The sequence below is a fragment of the Paenibacillus macquariensis genome (assembly GCF_900156375.1).
GTDB classification, from domain to species: Bacteria; Bacillota; Bacilli; order Paenibacillales; family Paenibacillaceae; genus Paenibacillus_AQ; species Paenibacillus_AQ macquariensis.
Map to the genome: position 1 here is coordinate 71,676 of NZ_FTNK01000006.1, position 22,564 is coordinate 94,239.

The 22,564-nt window shown below is 40.2% G+C and carries 21 protein-coding genes and 1 riboswitch; of the genes, 9 read left to right on the forward strand and 12 right to left on the reverse strand.

The features are described from left to right. Positions 1-12: 12 nt before the first annotated feature. The 3 genes from BW961_RS12755 to BW961_RS12765 all read right to left on the reverse strand — a co-directional run bounded on the left by BW961_RS12755 (position 13) and on the right by BW961_RS12765 (position 3,010). Complete coding sequence (locus tag BW961_RS12755; RefSeq protein WP_068580164.1) at positions 13-1,176, reverse strand: Gfo/Idh/MocA family protein; 1,164 nt, start codon at positions 1,174-1,176, stop codon at positions 13-15. Positions 1,177-1,178: 2 nt separating this feature from the next. Next, entirely contained in the window at positions 1,179-2,207 is a 1,029-nt protein-coding gene (locus BW961_RS12760) for a LacI family DNA-binding transcriptional regulator (protein ID WP_244555947.1), read from the reverse strand. Between the two features lie 158 nt (positions 2,208-2,365). Further along, positions 2,366-3,010, reverse strand: a complete 645-nt coding sequence (locus BW961_RS12765; RefSeq protein ID WP_068580166.1) for an SGNH/GDSL hydrolase family protein — start codon at positions 3,008-3,010, stop codon at positions 2,366-2,368. Positions 3,011-3,207: 197 nt separating this feature from the next. On the opposite strand from BW961_RS12765, the gene BW961_RS12770 reads away from it, so the two are divergent. After that, complete coding sequence (locus BW961_RS12770; protein WP_068580167.1) at positions 3,208-4,116, forward strand: ATP-dependent DNA ligase; 909 nt, start codon at positions 3,208-3,210, stop codon at positions 4,114-4,116. 93 nt (positions 4,117-4,209) lie between these two features. On the opposite strand, the gene BW961_RS12775 is transcribed toward BW961_RS12770, so the two are convergent. The 3 genes from BW961_RS12775 to BW961_RS12785 all read right to left on the reverse strand — a co-directional run bounded on the left by BW961_RS12775 (position 4,210) and on the right by BW961_RS12785 (position 7,070). Then, the gene (locus BW961_RS12775; protein WP_068580169.1) at positions 4,210-5,004 is read right to left on the reverse strand and encodes an ABC transporter ATP-binding protein; all 795 of its coding nucleotides are present in this window, start codon (positions 5,002-5,004) and stop codon (positions 4,210-4,212) included. After that, on the reverse strand, positions 5,004-5,918 hold the full coding sequence (locus BW961_RS12780; RefSeq protein WP_068580170.1) for an ABC transporter permease: 915 nt from the start codon (positions 5,916-5,918) through the stop codon (positions 5,004-5,006). The genes BW961_RS12775 and BW961_RS12780 overlap by 1 nt, the downstream gene beginning before the upstream one ends. A gap of 102 nt (positions 5,919-6,020) precedes the next feature. Next, positions 6,021-7,070 (reverse strand): ABC transporter substrate-binding protein, encoded by a 1,050-nt coding sequence (locus tag BW961_RS12785; protein WP_068580172.1) that lies wholly within the window; start codon positions 7,068-7,070, stop codon positions 6,021-6,023. 301 nt (positions 7,071-7,371) lie between these two features. Here BW961_RS12785 and BW961_RS12790 point away from each other — a divergent pair, with 301 nt between their 5' ends. Together BW961_RS12790 and BW961_RS12795 are read left to right on the forward strand one after the other, a co-directional pair. Next, positions 7,372-7,698 carry a DUF3889 domain-containing protein gene (locus BW961_RS12790; RefSeq protein ID WP_068580174.1) on the forward strand — a complete coding sequence of 109 codons (327 nt, stop codon included), beginning with the start codon at positions 7,372-7,374 and terminating at the stop codon, positions 7,696-7,698. 326 nt (positions 7,699-8,024) lie between these two features. After that, positions 8,025-8,190, forward strand: a riboswitch (cyclic di-AMP (ydaO/yuaA leader). 119 nt (positions 8,191-8,309) lie between these two features. Beyond that, positions 8,310-8,750 carry a hypothetical protein gene (locus BW961_RS12795; protein WP_068580176.1) on the forward strand — a complete coding sequence of 147 codons (441 nt, stop codon included), beginning with the start codon at positions 8,310-8,312 and terminating at the stop codon, positions 8,748-8,750. Positions 8,751-8,834: 84 nt separating this feature from the next. Here BW961_RS12795 and BW961_RS12800 read toward each other — a convergent pair whose 3' ends face one another. Next, positions 8,835-10,529, reverse strand: coding sequence for a M3 family oligoendopeptidase (locus tag BW961_RS12800; RefSeq protein ID WP_068580179.1), 1,695 nt, complete (start codon positions 10,527-10,529; stop codon positions 8,835-8,837). A 575-nt stretch (positions 10,530-11,104) separates the two neighbouring features. Here BW961_RS12800 and BW961_RS12810 point away from each other — a divergent pair. From BW961_RS12810 to BW961_RS12835, 6 genes are all read left to right on the forward strand, one after another. Beyond that, positions 11,105-11,854: a YheC/YheD family protein gene (locus tag BW961_RS12810; RefSeq protein WP_068580184.1), complete on the forward strand. Its 750-nt coding sequence runs from the start codon at positions 11,105-11,107 to the stop codon at positions 11,852-11,854. Positions 11,855-11,859: 5 nt separating this feature from the next. After that, positions 11,860-12,759 carry a phosphoenolpyruvate mutase gene (aepX, locus tag BW961_RS12815; RefSeq protein WP_068580186.1) on the forward strand — a complete coding sequence of 300 codons (900 nt, stop codon included), beginning with the start codon at positions 11,860-11,862 and terminating at the stop codon, positions 12,757-12,759. Further along, complete coding sequence (aepY, locus tag BW961_RS12820; protein ID WP_170878563.1) at positions 12,756-13,901, forward strand: phosphonopyruvate decarboxylase; 1,146 nt, start codon at positions 12,756-12,758, stop codon at positions 13,899-13,901. Before aepX ends, aepY begins: the two co-directional genes overlap by 4 nt. 14 nt (positions 13,902-13,915) lie before the next feature. Beyond that, the gene (locus tag BW961_RS12825; RefSeq protein ID WP_068580188.1) at positions 13,916-15,064 is read left to right on the forward strand and encodes a 2-aminoethylphosphonate aminotransferase; all 1,149 of its coding nucleotides are present in this window, start codon (positions 13,916-13,918) and stop codon (positions 15,062-15,064) included. Next, a complete protein-coding gene (locus BW961_RS12830; RefSeq protein ID WP_068580190.1) occupies positions 15,045-15,785 on the forward strand; it encodes a YheC/YheD family protein in 741 nt (246 codons plus the stop codon). Before BW961_RS12825 ends, BW961_RS12830 begins: the two co-directional genes overlap by 20 nt. A 226-nt stretch (positions 15,786-16,011) precedes the next feature. Beyond that, a complete protein-coding gene (locus BW961_RS12835) occupies positions 16,012-18,390 on the forward strand; it encodes a YcdB/YcdC domain-containing protein (RefSeq protein ID WP_068580191.1) in 2,379 nt (792 codons plus the stop codon). Positions 18,391-18,440: 50 nt separating this feature from the next. Here BW961_RS12835 and BW961_RS12840 read toward each other — a convergent pair whose 3' ends face one another. The 5 genes from BW961_RS12840 to BW961_RS12860 form a co-directional block, all read right to left on the reverse strand. Next, the gene (locus BW961_RS12840; protein ID WP_068580193.1) at positions 18,441-19,070 is read right to left on the reverse strand and encodes an NUDIX hydrolase; all 630 of its coding nucleotides are present in this window, start codon (positions 19,068-19,070) and stop codon (positions 18,441-18,443) included. Positions 19,071-19,201: 131 nt separating this feature from the next. Next, positions 19,202-19,582, reverse strand: coding sequence for a DivIVA domain-containing protein (locus tag BW961_RS12845; RefSeq protein ID WP_068580195.1), 381 nt, complete (start codon positions 19,580-19,582; stop codon positions 19,202-19,204). Positions 19,583-19,812: 230 nt separating this feature from the next. After that, positions 19,813-20,172 (reverse strand): replication termination protein, encoded by a 360-nt coding sequence (locus BW961_RS12850; protein WP_068534892.1) that lies wholly within the window; start codon positions 20,170-20,172, stop codon positions 19,813-19,815. Between the two features lie 302 nt (positions 20,173-20,474). Beyond that, entirely contained in the window at positions 20,475-21,632 is a 1,158-nt protein-coding gene (locus tag BW961_RS12855; RefSeq protein WP_068580197.1) for an acyltransferase, read from the reverse strand. Positions 21,633-21,965: 333 nt separating this feature from the next. Continuing rightward, positions 21,966-22,463: a general stress protein gene (locus tag BW961_RS12860; protein WP_068580199.1), complete on the reverse strand. Its 498-nt coding sequence runs from the start codon at positions 22,461-22,463 to the stop codon at positions 21,966-21,968. Positions 22,464-22,564: the final 101 nt, after the last annotated feature.

The window sequence follows — 22,564 nt, forward strand, 5'->3', positions numbered from 1 at the left end:
TATTCGTTTAGTTTACATTTCAGAAACGGACACCCAACGCCGCTCTTCTACTGAACGTTCAACTGCTTCTAGCACCTCTTGACATTTCACTCCATCGTGAAAATTAGGAGAAGGTTGTCTTCCTTCATCAATGGCATTCATAAGCTCCAACATTTCATGCGTAAATGTATGTTCAAATCCGATCGTATGTCCTGTTGGCCACCAAGCTTCTGAATACGCATGCGCAGGATCAGTTGCGAGGACCCGACGGAAACCTTGCACATCTTCCTCATCATCCGTGAAATAAACCTCCAGTTCGTTCATACGTTCGAAATCGAATTTAACGCTTCCCTTACTCCCATTAATTTCGAAAGAATTCGTACTCCGATGTCCCGCAGCAAAGCGAGTGGATTCAAAGACACCCATGGTACCGTTTACAAAACGACTCATGAATAAGGTAGCATCATCAACAGTAACCTTCCCCTTCGGCCCATCACTACTTCCTTTCGCAGTTAACCCCGTCATTTCATTAGCAAGTGGACGTTCACGAATGAAAGTCTCACTCATCCCTATAACCTCATTCATATCACCAACTAAATAATGAGCGAGGTCAATCAGATGAGCGCCCAGATCACCATGCGAACCTGAACCTGCAATCTCCTTCTGAAGTCGCCATACTAACGGAAATGTCGGATCTATAATCCAGTCCTGCAGAAACCATGCCCGGAAATGATAGAGTTCACCTAACCTTCCACTATCAATTAGCTTCTTGGCTAACTGTATCGCCGGAGTGAATCGATAATTAAAACCGATCATATGTTTAATTCCGGCTTCCTCAGCAGCAGCTAACATTTCACGAGAATCCGCAAGCGTTAATGCCAGTGGCTTCTCACAAAAAATATGTTTACCCGCACGTGCTGCAGCCAATGCAATCTCCTTATGTACATTACTTGGTGCATTGATATCAATAAGATCGATATCTTCACGCTCTACCAACGTCCGCCAATCTGTCTCAACCTCTGCCCAGCCAAATTGCTTAGCCGCCTGTGTAACGCCATCCTTATCCCGACCACAGATGACTGACATTCTCGGTTTAATCTTAGTATCTGGAAAAAACATCGGGAGTGCACGATAAGCATTGCTATGAGCCTTACCCATAAACTTGTAGCCTACCATACCAATACGGAGCTCCTTCATTTCTATTCCTCCTTAGAATCGGTTCGCAATGATGATTCTCTTATCATAAGTTCTGTCGGTAATTGAATTCGGAAATGATCTTGCATGCCTAATGATGATGGTCTCAGACGGCTTAACAGATTCTCTGCAGCAAGCTCCCCCATTTGGAAGAAAGGTACCTTAACGCTGCTAAGGGTCGGTGTCGTTAACTCCGCTATATCCGAATCATCGAAGCCTATCATACCCGGAAGTTGATTCCATGGTATACCGAGATCTCTCAATCCCTGATGTAGACCGATAGCCATACGATCGTTTGATGCGAATATCGCATCGACTTCATTCAACCTAGCAAAGACTGACGATGCCACAGCGTAACCGCTTTTGCGACCGAAGTTACCTGTGAATAATAATGACTGATTAACTTCTAAGCCATGATCATGTAGAGCTCTGCGATATCCTGCGGAGCGTTCACGACTATTCGAGTATTCGTCTGGTCCATTAATAAAAGCGATTTCTTTATACCCTTGCTGAATAAGATGAGTAACCGCTTCATAACTTCCCTTCTCATGGGTCGCGTCCACTTCGCTGAAACCTTCTCCATCATAATGTTGATTGATTAGACAGAAATGTCTACCCTCTTCTTTTAACCGTCGTAATGCTTCTAACTCTATAGGATCTTCTTTAGAGCCTAATACGATAAGCGCATCCACCTTATGTGTATGAAATAATTGAGAATAATAATTCAATACGTCATCCATGGGCCTAAATAAGAGCAATAGATCATACCCGAACTCACGTGACATACTGCCAATTCCACTTAATATTTCTGAGAAAAAGTAGGTAGAAAACATATTAACTTTAGGTAAATAAGGAAGAATAACTCCTATGTTCCCACTTTTACTTGTAGCGAAATTTCTTGCCAATGCGCTTGGAGCATAATTAAGTTCATTAGCTGCATCGATTACTCGTTGCCTAGTCTCTTCCTTTATGGGTCCAACATTATTAAGTACTCTAGATACGGTTGCCTCAGATACCTTGGCTAGATCAGCCACTTCCTTACGGGATACGATAATAAGCCCTCCAGTCCGTTTTATGTACGCGCGTACATTTTCTCATATTAAGATTCCCGTGTCAATACGTATTATGTATTATTTTACCTGTGAAAAGGGCCGTCAGCGAGCATTCGCTGACAGCCTTTTCGCAAGTGCAACTATTTCCTATTCATCACAATTTCTATCCATTGATTTGCAATCAGTGCGTGTCCTGCAGGCGTTGGATGCACACCATCCCATATCCAATAGGATTCGTCTGCTTGACGACAAGCGTCATTAAAGGACTCCTGTAGGGGAACATAAATGGTACCATAAGCTTCAGAAATTCTCTTCGCCGCTTCTTGTCTCCGAGAAACTTCTTGGTACCATTGCTTCCAATTATCTTTGACATATCCCACCGGCAGTATGAACGGCTCACAAATAACTATTTTAATATTAGGGAACTGTGATTTAGTCTCTTCTATTAAAGACGCATATACCTTCTCATACTTAGGCGCAGATACACCACATGCTTGAGAGAATTCCATTCCCACATCATTTACGCCAATAAGAATACTTAACACATCTGGTTTAAGATTTAGCGTATCCTCTTGCCAACGTCCATACAAATCAACAATCCGATTCCCACTAATCCCTCTATTCAGGAAATTATACTGTTGTTCTGGTTGTTCATACCCTAATCGGCTTGCAATAAGATAAGCATATCCATGTCCCATGGCATGATTAAGATCTCCATCACGCCCGCGTCCTCCATCGGTAATTGAATCTCCTTGGAAACAAATCGTTGCATTTTTTTCAAACATAAGATCTCTCCTATTTAGGTAAGATAATTAATATTAGAAACATATCAGAATAAACGTAAAATTTCATCTAATTTTTGTCGTAATAGTCACTTTCATTCTTTTGTCTGTACTCCCTTGTTTATAGATGCGAACTTCCGTTAATAACTTGATATCAAAAGAACCACATGATAGCGAAATTGAAAGTGAGGAATACGTATATGATTCCATTTACGCCAATGTCACCTATTCTTCAACCTACCCTACCCGTTGGCGATGAATGGATCTATCAACTAAAGTGGGACGGTTACCGAGTCATAGCGAATATTGAGGATGGAACAGTTAATCTTTACTCCAAAAAGATGTTATCCCTAAATACCATTTTCCCTGAGTTAATAGAAGCACTTTCCGCATTGAATGGGAATTATATTTTAGATGGAGAAGCCATTCTTTTAGATCCGACTACGGGTAAACCTAGCTTTCAACAATTACAGAAGCGTGGTAGAATGCGTGACACTAGGCTCATTAAGAGTGCAGCTGAACGTGAACCTGTCAGTTACATGGTATTTGATCTATTACAATATGGAGAACAGGACACAAGGAAACTTCCATTCGAAGAACGACATCAAAGATTAAAAGCGATAGCTACAAGTTGGAAACATCCACTCTATACAACAGATATATTTCATGATGGTGAGGTCTTATGGCATTGGGTGGTTGAGCAACAATTAGAAGGTGTCGTCGCTAAGAAGCGTTCTAGTCCTTATCGTGAAGGTAAACATCACCACGATTGGCTAAAGTGTAAGACTTCCGTACAGATGCAGGTAGATATTGTAGGTGTTCTTATGAAAAACGGCATCGTATCCAGTCTAGCTATGAGTAAAGACGGCCAATATTTCGGTAGAATTTCTTCTGGTCTTACTCATTCTTTAAAGCAGCAATTAGCGATGTTACAGGCTAGTGCTCAGCAACAAGATTATTTCGATGTCATGCCAGAAGGATTGCGGAGAACAACTATTCATTGGTTAAAAAACTCCTTAAAAGCGCAAGTTACGGGACTTGAGATCACAGAGGCGGGTCAACTCAGACATCCTAAGCTAATTTCAATAGTGGGACTTTCGAACTCCTAGGTCGGGTAATCCTACAGCCACAAGCAATCTCAAACAACAACAAGCTAGAACCTCACAGCAATCATAGTGAGATTATAGCTTGTCTCTTACTTGCTACCCTAATACAAGACGATCATCGGACAATTTATGTCCACTAATCTGTTCGAATTCACCTAGCAACCTCTCGACCGTTAAGTCTTTCTTTCGTTCTTCATCGATATCTAATATGATACGACCACCATCCATCATGATGAGTCGATTACCAAGACGTATCGCTTGTTCCATATTATGAGTTACCATTAACGTCGTCAGATTCATCTCCCGAACGATACTCTCTGTTAATTGCGTGATTAACTCTGCTCGAGCAGGGTCAAGTGCTGCCGTATGTTCATCAAGTAATAGGATCTGAGGATTCGTAAACGTAGCCATTAATAGACTCAACGCCTGCCGTTCACCACCCGAGAGCATTCCTACCTTAGCATGGAGTCTCTCATCTAGACCAATACCTAAGCGTGAAAGATGTTCACGAAACAACTTTCGTTTGCTCGCCTTCACACCTAATGAAAATCCACGTTGTTTCCCCCGTGCGTAAGCCATCGCTAAATTTTCTTCAATGGTCATTCGCGGAGCTGTTCCAGCCATCGGATCTTGAAAGACGCGTCCAATCCATTGACTTCGACGGTATTCTGGTAAGTGACTGATGTCTTCATTATCAATGATCACATTACCAGTGTCCGGCTTCATAACGCCCGAGATAATATTCATTAATGTCGACTTACCTGCCCCATTACTACCAATAACCGTAACGAAGTCTCCTGGTTTCATATGTAGTTGTATATCAAATAAAGCAATCTTCTCATCAGGCGTGGCCGGATTAAACAATTTAGCTACATGGTTTAACTGGAGCATTACATTCCACCTCCCATGGTTTTCTTCTGTCCAACAAGTAATATTTCTGCTGAACGTTTCTTAGCCATCTTCTTCTGCTTAATCACACGCCGTGTGGAAGGAAGAACGAGTGCAATAATAACAATAATAGCCGTAATCAACTTCATATCCGAAGCTTCCAACCATTCTACCCGAAGTGCAAGAGCTACAACAATACGATATATAATTGAACCTAGAACGACTGAAATGGTATGATGAATAACATTACTTGCACCAAACACAGCTTCACCAATAATAACGGATGCAAGACCAATAACGATCATTCCCACCCCACCATTAATATCAGCGAAAGAAGATTGTTGAGCAATAAGAGCTCCCGAGAGTGCTACCAATCCATTCGACAAACTGATACCTACAATTTTTGTGAGATCCGTATTTGCACCGAAACTTCGAATCATACGCTCATTATCCCCAGTAGCTCTTAGCGCCAACCCAAGATCCGAATACAAGAAACGATCCAATAGCACCAATACGACAATCGCAATAATCGGTACAATAATCAGTGGTTTTACCGAAATGAATATCGAATCCATGTTATAGATCGAAATATTAGGTTTACTCATAATTCTCATATTGATGGAATACAGAGCAATCATCATTAGAATACCAGACATGAGTCCATTAATTTTACCTTTTGTATGTAACAGTCCTGTACATACTCCGGCAACTAGCCCTCCGCCAAACCCTGAAAGCGTAGCTAGAATAGGGGAATAGCCATTGCTGATCATCACCGCAGCAATAGCAGCCCCTGTCGTAAAGCTGCCATCAACCGTTAAATCAGGGAAATCCAAAATCCGAAACGTAATATACACACCAAGTGCCATAAATGCATACAACAACCCAGATTCTAACGCACCCCATAATGAGTCGATCATTTTGATTACCTCCTCTTAGACGTAAAGGGAGTGGACGATAATAAGTATCGGCCACTCCTAAACATAATTACAAATAACATAGTCCATCAAGTCAGATACGAATTATTGGATAATATTTTTCTCAGCGTCTTGCACTTGCGCTTTCATCTCATCCGTTACAACGATCCCTTGGTCAGCTGCTGCCTTAAGATTTAGAATGATATCTAGTTTCTGCTGAACCGTGATTGGCATATCTCCTGGCTTCTTGCCATTTTTCAAGATATCAACAGCCATTTGACCCACTTGGTAACCATGATCGAAGTATTTAAATCCTACAGTAGCAAATGCACCTTTCTCGACCGTATCACGATCACTTGAGAAGAATGGGAGATGTTTCTCCTTAGCAACTTGAATGATTGCATCTGCACCACTCACTACGCTGTTATCAAGCGTAATATACAGTGCATCTACACGACCAATCAATGATTCTGCTGCTTGTTTAACTTCAGAGGTATTCGTGATTGCTACCTTAACTAACTTAATCCCATGTTTAGAAAGAGCTTCCTCTGCCAACTTAGCCATCATTACCGCGTTGGATTCACCTTCATTAATGACAAGCCCCAAATTTTTCACATTCGGAAAACTCCCAGCAATGAAATCCATCAATTTAGTGATCGCTTCAGGGTTTGTATCAGAAACCCCAGAAATATTTCCGCCCGGCTTTTCTAGATTCGTTACAAGCTTAGCATCCAGTGGATCCGTAACTGCCGCGAACAGTATCGACTTGTCCTTAACCTCTTTTACAACCGCTTGTGCTGACGGTGTTGCAATGGCAAGGACTAGATCTGCATCACCAGAATTGATCTTCTGTGCAATTGTCATATTATTCGTTTGATCATTTTGAGCATTGTTATAGTCTACCTTCAAATTCTCTCCTTCAACAATTCCAGCATCCTTCAAGGCTTGCAAGAATCCTTCACGCGTAGCATCCAACGATGGATGTTCGACAATTTGAGAAATGGCAATCTTGTACGATTTCTTGTCACCATTTTCTTTGCTTGCTGCGTCTGATCCCGTGGTGTCATTCGTCCCCTTCGCTGCGTTATTTCCGCAGGCTACCGTTGCTAACATCACTGCAGTCAAGATAAGCGAGACCCATACTTTCTTTTTCATTCCAAATCCCCCTTTTTCATATTGATAATCTGATGTAACGGCATTCGACTAAAACAGACAAGCTTCACCGCTGTGAGATTGCGTCGTACTAAAGTCTTAATGCAAAAAATTCCTAGTAATTAATACTTATAATATATGCCTGTACTATTTACGTCAATTACTATATATGTAGAAATCCATTGCTACCACTACTTATTCCAATGCAAAACAATCAAGAAGCTATTCAAAGCGTATTTTATGAATACGATTACATATTTTACAAATAATAAGATTGATTCTCACAACAAGGAGGCTTTAATCGATGTTCTCAATCCTGAAAGTTATAATTTCGTTAACACTCATCATGACAACCTCAATGACAATCCTACCCTCGGGTATACTCCAGGCTGAACCTTCATATGCACAATGGGGTCGTATTGCCGTCAAAGAGACACAAAAGAAGTACAATACGTCTGTTACAGACTATCTTCATATAGGTAGTGTGAAACTTTCCGACACTAACACGGAAGAGAAGTTCAAGCTCATTCTCACGAAAAATAATATTGAAATTGGTGTCTTTGTGACGATTGCATTCAATCCCCACAATAATCAATTGCTTAGCATACGTTATGAAGAAACGAATCCGTAAGCATTTACAACTCAACTCCTCATTGGTCCAGATTCATGTAGAGCGATAGTTCCTCTTAACAACTTCCCAATATAACATCAACCACAATGGAGTAGACGATATCACACCCTCTTCTAAATCGTTATGAGTATGACAAACTCTCCTCAATACGATTAAATCACGCAAAACATAGTATTTCGAAGTATTTATATAGATAATAAACGACACTCCCGAATGTAACCGTTTTTTTTTAACAATTCGATCTTAAAATCCAGTATTAATGCCTGTTTTAGGATTTTACATTATCTCGTTCTCAGCGTAACATTCATCTCAACAACTTATACTTTTCAAATCAAACGCTGAATTCCCTTAAAAGGGAAACGGGGGACCCAACAGAAAACCGCCACAATGGTTTCATGGGGTGAATCCTTCTGCTTATTACTAAGCGCTAGGTAGGGCACTCTCAAGCCCGAATCCGACAGCTAACTTCGTAAGCGTATTGAGAGAGAACCACACCTTCGTGCTTTCACAGCTTCTATTATTTACTGTGTAAAGCCCAAAGAGTAGAGATTCTCTACTCTTTGGGCTTTTTATGTTGTCCATCCATTCCATAACCATGAGGAGAATGATCCATGTTAAACTTGACCGACCCTTTGTCTGAACTGAAACAACCTGAGCTGTCCAACTTCAAGATTGGTAATTTAGAAATATATCAATTTGATTGTACATTAATCGAGAATATGGTAGCAGTGCATAGCGATAAGTGCACCTGTGGATTGTTTAAAATTTCAAGTCATGGCATCGATGGTTGGGCTGAGTACAAGATACCGGAAGTGCAGCAACATTTCGACCTCATCCACTGGGCTTCTGTTTTTATGCCGTTGAGAGGTCTGTCGATTTACGAGGGTATGACCTACAATCAGAATAAAACTGAACAATGGGGCCCTGTCAGAAAGACGCTAGTTGAATCAGCTCTGATAAACCTATCAGCTAATTTACAGAATCCATCAAATAGTATGCTTCTAGACCGTTCCTATCTTTTCACCCGCTCGCAAGCCTATTTCTCCTTTTAAACATAGATTTAACACGATGCAAAAAACCACATATGCTTTTCACATATGTGGTTTCTAATACGAGCTATTCAATTCAACTATTCATTACAATTTGTTATCTTCTACCCCATCTAACCAACTCTCAATGTCACCGATGACCGATGTTACACAGCCATCCTCGAATGGAGATATTAGACCAGCTACTTTCACAAGGCCTAAGAAGGATTGACTTCCTCCCTGTTGACATAACTTCAAATAATCTGCCCAGGCTGATTTAGAATCCTCGTTCATCTTCTTCCAGAATTGGAATGCACAGATTTGCGCCAAAGTATAATCGATATAATAGAATGGGGATTGGAAAATATGAGCTTGCTTCTGCCAGAACGCACCGCTCTCCAAATAATGATTATTCTCATAATTACGATGCGGTAAATACTTCTTCTCAATCGCACGCCATGCGCTCTTACGCTCCGCTGGTGTCGCTTCTGGATGATCGTATACGAAATGTTGGAATTCATCAACAGATACGCCGTAAGGAATAAATAACAATGATTCAGCTAAATGGTTGAAGCGATATTTATCTGCATCTTCCTTAAAGAACAGATCCATCCAAGGCCACGTAAAGAATTCCATACTCATCGAGTGGATCTCGCATGCTTCAAATGTAGGCCAGTTATATTCAGGAACGCTATAATGGCGGCTCTCATATACTTGGAAAGCATGCCCCGCTTCATGTGTAAGCACGTCAATATCCCCAGATGTTCCATTGAAATTGGAGAAGATAAACGGAGCGCCGTACTCGCTCAAGTAGGTGCAATATCCCCCGCCTTGTTTACCCTTTTTACTTACTAGATCCATTAGTTCATTATCAACCATAAACGTGAAGAATTCATTCACTTCAGGTGAGAGCTCACGATACATCTTCACGCCATTCTCAAGAATCCAATCCGGATCTCCTTTAGGTGTCGCATTTCCGCTCTTGAAGCTAAAAGCTTCGTCATAGAAAGCCAATTGTTCAACATCGATTCGACGAGTCTGACGTTGTCTTAACTTCGTAGCCGCTGGAACGATAAATTCCGCAACTTGATTTCTAAAGTTGGCAACCATTTCGGCATTATAATCCGTACGATTCATACGGGCATATCCTAACTCCGTGAAATTAGCGTAACCAAGTTTCTTTGCAATCTTCGTACGTACTTTAACCAAGTCGTCATAAATACGGTCGAACTGCCCTTCATTTTCAGCCATGAACGTATATCTAGCTTCAGCAGCAGCACGTCTCATTTGACGATCCGTTGATTGCTCAAATGGTGTCAACTGAGTTAACGTTCTTTCTTCCCCTTCGAATGGGATTTTAGCAGATGCGATAAGCTGTGAATATTCCGTCGTTAGCTTATTTTCCAATTGAAGGTCTTCAATGATTTCCGGTTTAAATGTCTGTAATGAAAGTTCTGCCAATTGAAACAGTTGGCTTCCCCATTTTGTTTCCAAATCCGCTCTGAACTTAGAGTTGACTAGCCCACGATAGTAATCTGTTTCATATTCCTGAAAGACGGGTCCAAATTCATCGAAGAAATCCTGCTCTGCCTTATAGAATTCATCATTCGTGTCCACAGAGTGTCTGATTGATGCCAATGTTCCTTGCGTCGCAACCTCACTACGCAATTTGTTAATCGATGTCATGATCTGATCTTGCTGATCGAAACTGTCTGCTGCATTAAATGCAGTTAGCAATAACTTGAACTGCTCTTCAACTACCTGTACATCCGGTCTTTCATAACGATATTCACTAAATTTCATATGTATCTGTCATCCTCTCTTAATGTGTCTACCATCTATTATAATAAACTTCCACAGCAAAATGCCATAATAAATGGTCAATATATCCTTACATATAACCAACTAACTATACCGACTGTTGCAAGAGTGACCAGTGTAACAAAGAAAATATAGCCTGTTTTTGTTCGGGTAGCCGAATGTTTGTCGTAGAAATCAGGATTTCGATTGTTGAAACCAGTCCACAATTCTACAACCAAGTTTACTACAACAAGAAAAAAACCTTTAATCAGTGGCATATAGGACACCCTTTCACATTTAATATTTATACAAATAATAACATAAATACCACAATAAATTAAAAATCCTGTTCAGATACTTCCAAAGACATTTTCCCGAAATAGGCTTATGCAGTGTTTAGGCTAAGTCTTGCCTCCATAGTATGTTATTGAATTTAACAATTGGGTGAGAAAAGAAATGAAGGAGGCTAATATGAATACATTTCCTACTCTAACAACATCGATGTGCAATTTAAGCAGTAATCATGAAATGTATTGTCATGAAATCCTTAAATGGCCTACAAGAAGGTTGTGGTATCCATGTCAAGTCACTCTGTAAAAGGAAAAATGATCAAGCATAAGCTCCTTGTTAAAAACCCTTCCCTATACCCACATATACCATCAACGAAATGGCTTACCGCCTCAGATGCACTACACATGCTTAAATCACATTCTACAGTCTTCTTGAAACCAGATGGCGGTAGTGGAGGTTCGGGCATTCTTAAGATTCGTAACACATCTACAGGTGGATATGAGATTAGGTATGGGAAGATACGCGAGCGTGTGGGAAAACATTCTTTATATCGCACTTTACGGCGGTATCAGAAATCGTCCACTCAATATATCGTTCAAAAAGGTATCCATTTAGGCCGATACCATGGAAGAGTATTTGATATTCGGATGTATTTACAGAAACCTCGTTCTGAATGGGGTATTTCTGGCATGGCTGCTCGAATTGCGCCTCCACATCATTACATTACGAATTACACAAGAGGAGGAAAAGCAGTCCTGTTAGAAAAAGTACTGTACCCACTATTTGAAGGAAACACCGAGAAAGTGAATGAATGTATTGAAAATCTAAGAATTATATCCATGGACATTGCCACAACGCTCAACAAGAGGTTCAAGGATATTCGCGAGCTTGGCATTGATCTAGCCGTGGAAAGTAGCGGACAAATATGGATCATTGAAGCCAATACGAGACCTCAACACAAACTTTTCACCAAGTTGCCTACCTCAGAAATGCTCAGAACTATTCGGCATAACAAAAAGAAGATAAAGAAAGGATAGGTCCGATGAATAAATCGACTCAATTAAAGCATCTGTTTCAATCTCAGAGTACCGAATATTTAATGGAAGCCCATAATGGCTTATCTGCAACCATCGTAGAGCAGACTGGATTTAAAGCCATTTGGGCTAGCGGACTATCTATTTCCTCATCGCTTGGTGTTCGAGACAGTAATGAAGCTTCCTGGACACAAGTACTCGATGTACTTGAATTTATGAGTGATGCGACGAAGATACCCATCTTGCTTGATGGGGATACCGGTTACGGAAACTTCAATAATGCTAGAAGATTAGTTAAGAAATTAGAGCAACGTCAAATCGCAGGTGTATGTATCGAAGATAAACTATTTCCAAAGACCAACTCCTTTATTGATAACGGACCGCAACCTCTTGCAGATATCGATGAGTTCTGTGGAAAAATTAAAGCGATGAAGGATACGCAAGAGGATAATGACTTTATGGTCGTTGCAAGAGTTGAAGCTTTTATTGCAGGATTTGGACTCGAAGAGAATCTACGACGTGCGGAGGCGTACGAGCGTGCTGGTGCAGATGCCATTCTCATACACAGTAAAAGGCGAGATGCATCTGAAATCGAATTATTCATGAAAGAATGGAAGAGCAAAACCCCTATCATTATCGTTCCCACTAAATATTATGCCACCCCAACATCCCGCTTTAAAGAACTCGGAGTCAGTGCCATCATCTGGGCCAACCATAATCTACGAGCTTCTATCGATGCGATGCAGCGAATATCCCAAACCATTTTCCAAGATGAGAATCTACTTGCTGTAGAGAACAACGTAGCCACCGTAGATGAGGTTTTCAGACTACAGCACGTGGAAGAATTAACGACTGCTGAGGGCAAGTATCTTCCCACATCACACATACATCGAGATGATACTATATGATTGATACCAAAGTGTTTGGAGAAGAACTTAAACAAGCAGGGTTTGCATTTTATACTGGGGTTCCCTGTTCATTTCTAAAGGATTTGATCAATTATGCGATTAATGATTGTGAATATGTGGGAGCGACAAACGAAGGTGATGCATTGGCCATCGCCAGTGGCGCTTATTTGGCTGGGAAATATCCCGTTGTTCTCATGCAAAATTCAGGGCTCGCGAATGCCGTATCTCCCTTAGTCTCGCTAAATTATACGTTTCGGATTCCACTACTAGGGTTTGTTAGTCTCCGCGGTGAACCGGGAATTCCCGACGAACCACAACATGAATTAATGGGTCAAATTACAACCCGTTTACTGGATCTGATGGAAGTACGTTGGGCTTATTTATCTTCAGATATAGCTGAAGCCACACAACAGATTCAACAAGCGATTCAAATCATCCACCAAGACCATCCTTTCTTCTTTGTCGTTAGAAAGGGAACATTTCAGAAAGAAATCCTGCGATCTCAAGAACAGAACCTTTCATCCAATATACTCAAGCAACCAAAAGATACTTCCGATCAGTTACCTAAACGTTACGATGCTCTTTCTACAATCCGATCCCTATCAGACAATAACACCGTGCAGCTTGCCACTACGGGAAAGACAGGACGAGAATTATACGAAGTTGCGGATATATCAAGTAATTTCTACATGGTGGGTTCTATGGGGTGCATTAGTTCTATTGGGCTAGGACTCGCGTTGTCCAAGAAAGATAAGGACATTATCGTCATTGATGGAGATGGTGCTCTACTCATGAGAATGGGGTCTTTGGCTACTAACGGATATTACAGTCCCCCAAATATGCTTCATATACTGTTAGATAATAACGCACATGATTCAACAGGTGGGCAAAAAACCGTGTCTGACAATATTGACTTTGTCGAAATCACAGCAGCTTGTGGCTATACGAGGTCCATATATGTTCATAACCTAGATCAATTAAGATCGTCCATTATGGATTGGAAAATAGAGAAAGGTCTCACTTTTCTTCATCTAAAGATTGCTCCGGGTTCCAAGAAAGATCTCGCTCGGCCTCATATTAAGCCATACGAAGTCAAGGATCGACTACGCCTATTCTTAAACTCTGGTACTTCAAGTCAATAAGGGGAAGATCAATCATGAGAAGTGTACAAAGAAATATTCTGCTTACCCCCGGACCTGCAACTACGACAGATACCGTCAAATTCGCTCAAATCGTACCGGATATTTGTCCTCGCGAGCCTGAGTTTGGACAGTTGATGGAATCGATATCTACCGATTTAACAGCAATCGTCGCAGATGAGAAACAATACACTGCCGTATTATTTGGTGGTTCTGGTACAGCAGCGATGGACGCTGTCCTTAGCTCTGTCATTGGTGAAGATACGATAATTATCATTAACAATGGTGCCTATGGACAACGCATGTGCGAAATTGCTACCGTGTATGGTTTACATTTCATTGAATTTGTAAGTCCTCCAGATAAGCCAGTAGATTTATCAGCTTTAGAACAAATATTGAAACTCACCCACACGCCGATCACCCACCTTACTGTCGTTCACCATGAGACAACTACAGGCTTACTAAACAATATCAACGCTATAGGCGAGTTATGCAAGACTTATCAGGTAGAACTGATCGTCGATGCCATTAGTTCATTTGGAGCGGTTCCTATTCAGATGGAGGATATGAATATTAGTTATCTGATTGCAAGCTCCAACAAGAATGTTCAAGGTCTACCCGGTGTATCTTTTGTAATTGCCCCTAGGCAGAAATTTGAGGGTCTTCAGCATGTCCGTCAGAGAAGTTATTACTTGAATCTGTATGATCAATATAAGTACTTCCTTAAACACAATCAGATGCGATTCACCGCTCCCATCCAGACGCTTTACGCTCTCCGACAAGCCATTAACGAATTCATGCTCGAGGGTATTGAGCAAAGATATTCAAGATATACTCAATCATGGGAATCGTTAACTCAAGGGATACATCGATTGGGATTGAATCATATCGTTGCGGAAGAACATCATTCCAAATTGCTTACATCCATTATCGAACCCATTTGCGAAGGATACGATTTCCAACAAATGCATGACTTTTTTTACACTAAGGGATTTACGATTTATCCCGGAAAAGTCGAGAAATTAAATACTTTTAGAATAGCGAATATCGGTGATATAACTCATCACGATATTGATGCATTCTTAGTTCTACTTGAAATCTATTTACGGGATATCGGATTCCCTCTACGAGAGGCGGTTATTACCTATGAATCTAAGCAAAAATAAATGGCTTAAGTATAAGTATTTGGAACATTCCTCTTCTTTAACTCCCTACCTACCACGCACAAAAAAATTCTCACACCATAATTTCCTTAGAATGATGGACAAATACGGTCAAGTGATCGTTAAACCGATTGGTGGCAGTCGGGGACGTGGTGTTTATCAAGTTAGGAATTTAGGAGAGGATCTCTACGAGATCCATATTGAGAATAGGCAACATCAATTTACTGGTCTAGATGCTGTTTATCGTTACCTACAAGAACGAACCAAATATCACTCCTATATGGTGCAGCGTCTAATTACTCGCGCTACAGTTCATGGACGTCCCTTTGATATGCGGATCATTGTACAACGTAGACGACACCACAGTACATGGAAAGTGACAGGTAAGGTCGCCAAAGTGGTGGGTCCAGGTTACATCGTATCCAATATTGAAAGAAGCAATGGCAAACTCATGCGGGTAAGTTCAGCACTCTCTGAATCATCGCTCAGTGACATGTCCAAAATGATGTTGAAGGACAAAATTCAACATGTCTCAATACGATCCGTCAAGCGGTTAGACCGTTTATTCCCTGGCCATCGCATCTACGGGTTAGATATCGGATTAGATGACGAAGGTCATGTCTGGATTATCGAAGCCAACCTGTTTCCATCTAGATCCCACTTCCGGAAGCTTAAAGACAAGAGCATGTATCGTCGAATCTCTTCATATATCAATGGATACTAGAGGCCATGCACTCCATTTCCACGTATAAAGAAAGCACAATGAAATATGGAAATCACTAGAACAGGGAAGCCTTGAATAAGCTCCCTGTTTTATTAATGTACACATTCTTGATGAATGATTCTAGAATCTAACAATATACATAACATGTATCACTTTGTTGTTGGAATTATTACCCAATATAAATTACAATGAATTGGAAGATTTAACTTTGAAAGGATGATATATTGTGGTAAATCGAAATACTCGTTCGTACTATCGCATATCTAAAGTAGCGCTTGTAAGCGCAATGACCTGTTCAATCCTCCTGCCTCAGGGCCTGGTGTTTGCAGACTCAGAAGGTTCCAATACAACCGGAACGGTCACATCGGATCGAATAAAATTATCCATTGCAGCTGGTGAAATCCCCATGCCTGGACCTGTAACACCAGATCCCAAAAAGGCTAAATTCACGAAAGAAGATGCCGTTACAAAACTTAGGTCCTTATTCCCCATTCTTAAGGATGCCACAACATCCAATATTACATTGGGAAATAACAATTCCTTCCCAGCTCCTGAGAATCAAATGGTCTGGAGTATTCAATGGAACTATCAGATAGGAAATAATGGTTACGGTTTCAATAGTTCCGTGGATGCTATGACAGGCGATTTAATTAGTACGTACATCTCATTGCAGTCAGATGAGAACGTAGCCTACTATCCTCCCAAATTGACTAAAGAGCAAGCTTTACAAGAAGCCAAAGCTTTTATTACAAAAGCCGTTACATCTATATCCTTAAAGGACCTTCAATTAGAGGATAGTAGTATTAACAATCTAGAGAATCGAACTCTCTTCGGACCTATACAATATTCATTCTCCTTCACAACATTGAAGAACGGAATCCCCTCTCCATCGGACGCGATAAGTGTAACCGTAGACGCTTTTGGGAATATTGTGCAGTTTAATAAACCTTCCGATATTCTGACATATCCCACTTCAAAAGCAACGATCACCCAATTCCAAGCAGATAAACAATTCGTTGCCGACTTAGATGTTGGTCTTTATTACATTCCTATCAATAAGAATGGACGCACAACAGACTGGGTTTTGGGTTACCGCCCCTTAGAATATTCAATGTACTCCATCGATGCGCTCACAGGTAAAAGAATTTCCTATGACGGTACAAATCCCCCTATCTCACCAGTCACTTATTCAGAAGTACCTCAGACCAAGGAGCACTTTAAACCTCGCACATCAAAGGTTCAGCTGACTGCTGAAGAAGCTGCCAAAATTGTACAGGAAGTAGCTACGATTCCCAAAGGAAGAACATTAAATAATTCGTCGTTACGACCTTATTATATAAATCCTACACAACAATCATGGAATTTGAATTGGGGAGAAAATACTAATAATGCTCCTCAACGTTCCTTCCCTGAGCAATCCTCTGCTGAAATTGATGCAGATACCGGTGAGATTTTACAATTCCAAGTTGAGACATTTGGGTCCACCACTTCTACAAAAGATCTATCTATACCAAGTGGGCTTACTAAACTTTCGAAACAATCAGCCAAACAAAGGGCTATCGACCTCATCAACCGATTATATCCTAATGCAAGCAGTGAATTAAAAATAGTCAACCATGAAGATGACTGGAATTTCATCAAAGAAAGTAACCAATATCGATATGAATTTCAACGCTTTTACAAAGGCATTCCGGTAAGTGAAAGCTTAACCATTACCTTCGATATATACGGTAGACTACAAACTTATTATGCAAATCGTTCAACAGGATTAGAGAAACTAAAAGATACCCCTGTACTCAAAGTTTCAAAAGCCGAGGCATTAGAAACATACCGAAAACAATATACCACCCTGAAGTTACAATATTCACGCTTCGGTGGATTCTACATTAACAATACGACTACCAAAGCTGAGATGCGACTTGTCTATAATCCTACGCCAATTGACCCGAATATATCTTATCAGGTCCTTGATGCTAACTCAGGCAACTGGGTAACACAGTATGAAATCACTGGACAACTTGGCTCAAGAATCACTCCAACCGATATTAAAGGCAACTTAGCAGAAAAAGCACTTACCACGCTAGTTGAATATGGTGTACTGACAACTGATCCTACTGGGAAATTAAATCCCAATGCAGTAATCACTGAAGGCGACTGGCTTTCTATGATAATTAAGTCGATCACACCTTATTACGAAAGTTATAGTAGTGTAGAACGCAAGCCTATAGCAGGTGTTGTTCCAGAAGATCCTATTTATAGTATTGTAAACTATGCTGTGGAACGGAAATGGATTAAGAACGACACAACAACATTTCAAGCTCAGAGAGAACTGACCAGAGAGCAGCTAGCGGTTCTTCTGACTTCTATTGTGAAGTATAATAAATTGTCGACTTACCTAGGTAATGACACCACGGTTAATCAATTGACTGATGCCAAAGATATCAACAATAAAGGAGCCGTCGCGACTGTCATTCATCTTGGGTTAATGGAAGGCGAGAACGGCAAATTCAACCCACAACAGAAGGTCACGAAAGCACAAGCGGCATCTATCATTATGAAACTTGTTGAGATCCAAGGAAAGACGGATCAAACGATTGGTCAATAGCCAAATAGGGATAGAGCATGTAGATGAATGATCTACTTCTCTATCTCTTTTTATAACTTCCTAATTTCACTAAGGATCAAGTCGTAGTATTCTTTCTGATGTGGAACGAAATCGCGTAAGCTCACTACTCTATTCTCTTCGTAACGTTCACCAGTGCTTCCATTGAGCGTGATCCCTTCGGCTACTACTGATTCGATATCTCCCTGAATTAGTTGCTGGAATTCATCCATATTGATGAAATAGAGCCCCGATACTTCACTTACTTGAAAATCATATTCAGATACATCTTTAGCACATTCATACAAGAACATATGACAGAATTCACGATCTATAAGTGTCTTAGTAATGGTATTGTCATCAACAAATACACCGCAGGAATGTAACGCATTAAATGAGACGCTAAGTCCAAGTTCTTCTTTCAACTCTCGTATTCCATCCTCGACACGCTCTCCTGTTAATAGATGACCCGCACAAGAAATATCAAGCAAACTTGGATATGTATCTTTCTCTGCATCTCGTAATTGAAACAATAAGCTTGGACCCTGCCCATCCGTTTCTCTGTACACCCAACAATGAAATGTTTGATGCCATAATCCTAAAAGATGTGCCTCAGACCTACTTGCCGTTCCGATCTTTTCCATTCTATTATTGAAAATATCAAACATTTCATCTAATGACATTTCGTCTTCTCCCACCATTCTGCCTCTCTCACTGGCACTTCATTTACAAATCTATCACTAAAAAGCCCTTTCTTCACCTTTGGTCCAAAGGGTTGTTTAGAAAAGGGCTCTTTTACCTGCTGTGATCCAACCTATTCAATAAAGAAATCTTGCTCAGGCCGGATTTTTGATCTCAACTGTTTCATGCTGTGTTCCAAATTCAATATAATGTCTTCCAATTGTTTAGGATCTATGGTGTGTGTCATCACAGGTTCTGGTTTTATTCCCGCTTTTAGCTCACGCATGACAATTTGTTGTTCCTGCCACTTGTCCATTAAATCAGCTATCGTAGCATAAAAGCGTTCATAATCTTTAATAACCTCGTCCAAAAAAGTGTCGACTTCATCAGGATCATACCCTCTGAGTTTATTACTGAACACTTTTTCATGGATAGAACGAGCATCAAGATGAATTCCCAATTGATTAAATAATTTCTTCTGTTTGTCAAGTCTTCGTTGCATATGCTCATCCAATGAGAATACCTCCTATGATCTACTATCTAAGATGTGTTTAATTATGAAATTATAATCGCACTTTTTTAATTATATAACATTTTCACGCTTAGATAAAAATAGCCACATTTTTTTGTAGGAATGTCCAATCTCTATTGTTCATTCTGGAAAAAAATCAACGTAGGTCCATATGCACGTAAATATAAGATTCAACAGACTTCAATAGCTTACATCAGTGTTCCCGTTTGGCATCAATAATTATCGTTAGCCGCTTTATTCAGTATCCCCAGACAACGATCAAGATCCGTCTTAATTTGCTTCTTATACAACTCTGCCTTCGCTTCGCCTTCATCTGTAAAGTGGTACAGAACGATTTCTTGAAAATCCACACGGGGATCATTTCCTTTTAATTGCTTCGTCCGATATAATACCCCTTCTTGCACTAATTCATGAAGAGCTCGGTAAATCTCGCTTTGGGGAGGAGAATAGCCATAGTTACTAAATTGCTTTCGTAGTTCTTCGAGCATCTGATATCCATATCCTCGTTGTTGTTCTACCATCGTAATTAGATATACTTTGATAAATGCCCGCTGGGCAATCATGAATGCCATGGATAATATCTCCTTTCTTTTTTCCTTCATTAGCCAATATAAACTTATTATAAACAACTATTTACCAAAATGCACAGCATGATTGATTCATGGGACTTTCCTTTGTTACATGACTTCTGATGTAGAGAACACCAACGTGGTGAATGGAGATTAAAAGTATCTAGGCATATTTTTACGAGCTTCTATTATGAATTTTTCACATATTGTATTATTCACTTGATAGGTTTAAAAAAGAGACCGATCCAACCCCCACTTATTTCGAAGGTTTGAATCGATCTCTATATTTAATATCTGAACATGATCTACGTTGTCGTCACAACTTTCTTCCTCTTCTGTGGAACGCCTCCTACCCATTTGCCAAACGGCATCCTTGAGAGCAACATCATCAAGAAATAGGAGAACAGGACACAAATCACGAAAGACATCAACATTCTAAGAAATACAGGCCAGTATACAAAAAACTGAACATCAAATGTATAACTAACTCTTAACATAAAAGCATGCGCTAAGTAAGCTCCGTATGAATATTTCCCGATGGATACAATGATCTTATTGCATCTTGTGCCACCACGTTCATTCAGCCACATCGCCAGTTGGTAAAACACACATATTGAACTAACCAGGAAGAATACCATGAGCGGTCGTAGTAAATTCACTTTATTAAAGTTAATGACTATTCCACTTGGCGTTTGGAAGCTCTCGATAACAATGTATGTATAGTAACCGAATAAGACTATGAAGCAACTCACATAGATCCACTTCCCCTTGCATATCCATTCTCTCCATAGATCCGGGCGCAGACCGGCGCAAGCTCCTAGTACGAAATAAAAGAAAAAGAACAAGAAATTACGATCCACATATTTCGTGAACATAGGTGTAATCACAGGTAAGTGAATACCAGTTATTACATCCCCTATCGTAAAGATGTTATCTGTTAGCCACACAAATAGTAACCCCGTACAAATAATACACGCAATATACGTTCTAGGTGGGATGGCTTTTCTCACTTTATAGATCACATAACGAAAGGCTGGGAACAAGAGGTAGAACTGAAAGATCATCACTACATACCAGAGATGATAGCTAGTCTTACCCGTAAACAACATTAACAACCATTTCCAACCTTGCTGAATTAGCCCTTCATTCCAACCGTAGTTTAATGAGAAATAAACCAATGACCAAAGTACGTAAGGTATGATAATGTCACTTAATCGTTTTCTCAGAAAAGAAAAGTAATTAAATTGACCCTCATAGTTGTAGAATAACACCATACCCGTTATAAAAATAAATACTGGAACCGCGAACTTAGCGGCAATTAACAATAACGTCATAAGAACCCCATCTTCAAGACGTATACCCGCTACGACCGAATAATGCGCAATGCTATGCTGTAGTGCCACAGCCAGAAAAGCCAACCCACGTAAGCTTTCTATTTCAGTAATTCTTTCTTTATGTACCATTGAATTCTCCCACTCATAGTGATTTGACGCTGCTCATTTCTTTATGCCCTAAATAATTATTCCAATCATCATTAACTCCTATGTTCATTTCACTTATACCCATATCATTACCTCCCTAAGGCATTAACAATCTCTACTATACCTATTGTATCAAATCATAATCAATAGAAAACAGCCCATAGACAGATTCTTGTCGAATGAGAATTACCCATTTAACCTCTACGAATCAATCTATGGACTATAATCTTGGACTAAGTATATGATTTCGAAGTTGCAGACAATTTATTATACACAAGGTTTGTTAGGCGGAGTATTTAATCCACTGTTCACTTCTCAGTCATAACGATTTGCATTCAGTGATTTATTATCACGGAATACATGATACACTTCTGTTGCAGGTCCATCAGAGTCTACAAGAACTAGAATTTTGCCATTGCTTACATAGGACTCATATTCAGCAGCTTCCTCTTCAGGAATACCGAGACCAACTAACCCACCAACCAATCCACCTGTGCCCAGACCTACTGCTAATCCTGCTAATGTAGCTGCGATTGGGCCAGCGGCTAGAATAGGTCCGATACCCGGAATGGCTAGAGCTCCTATCCCTGCTAGAAGTCCAACAACTCCTCCAAGCACACCACCCGTTGCCATTCCAGCAGCTACGCCTTCCGTAGCTCTCGAACCTGTATCTTCCGTTATATGTTTCAAATCATCTCTATCTTTTGTTATCACTGAGATATGTTCAATCCCAATTCCTTGATTCTTCAAATTTTCAATGGCTCTAGAAGCTTCTTGCTCTGTATCAAACACTCCAACAATTTTCTTATCCATAATTGAATCCTCCTTTAAGATAATGGGTAATTGTGATCCTTTCTTTCATTACCCTCATCTCTACATAAATAAACGCTATTCAGAGCATTCATATAAACAAG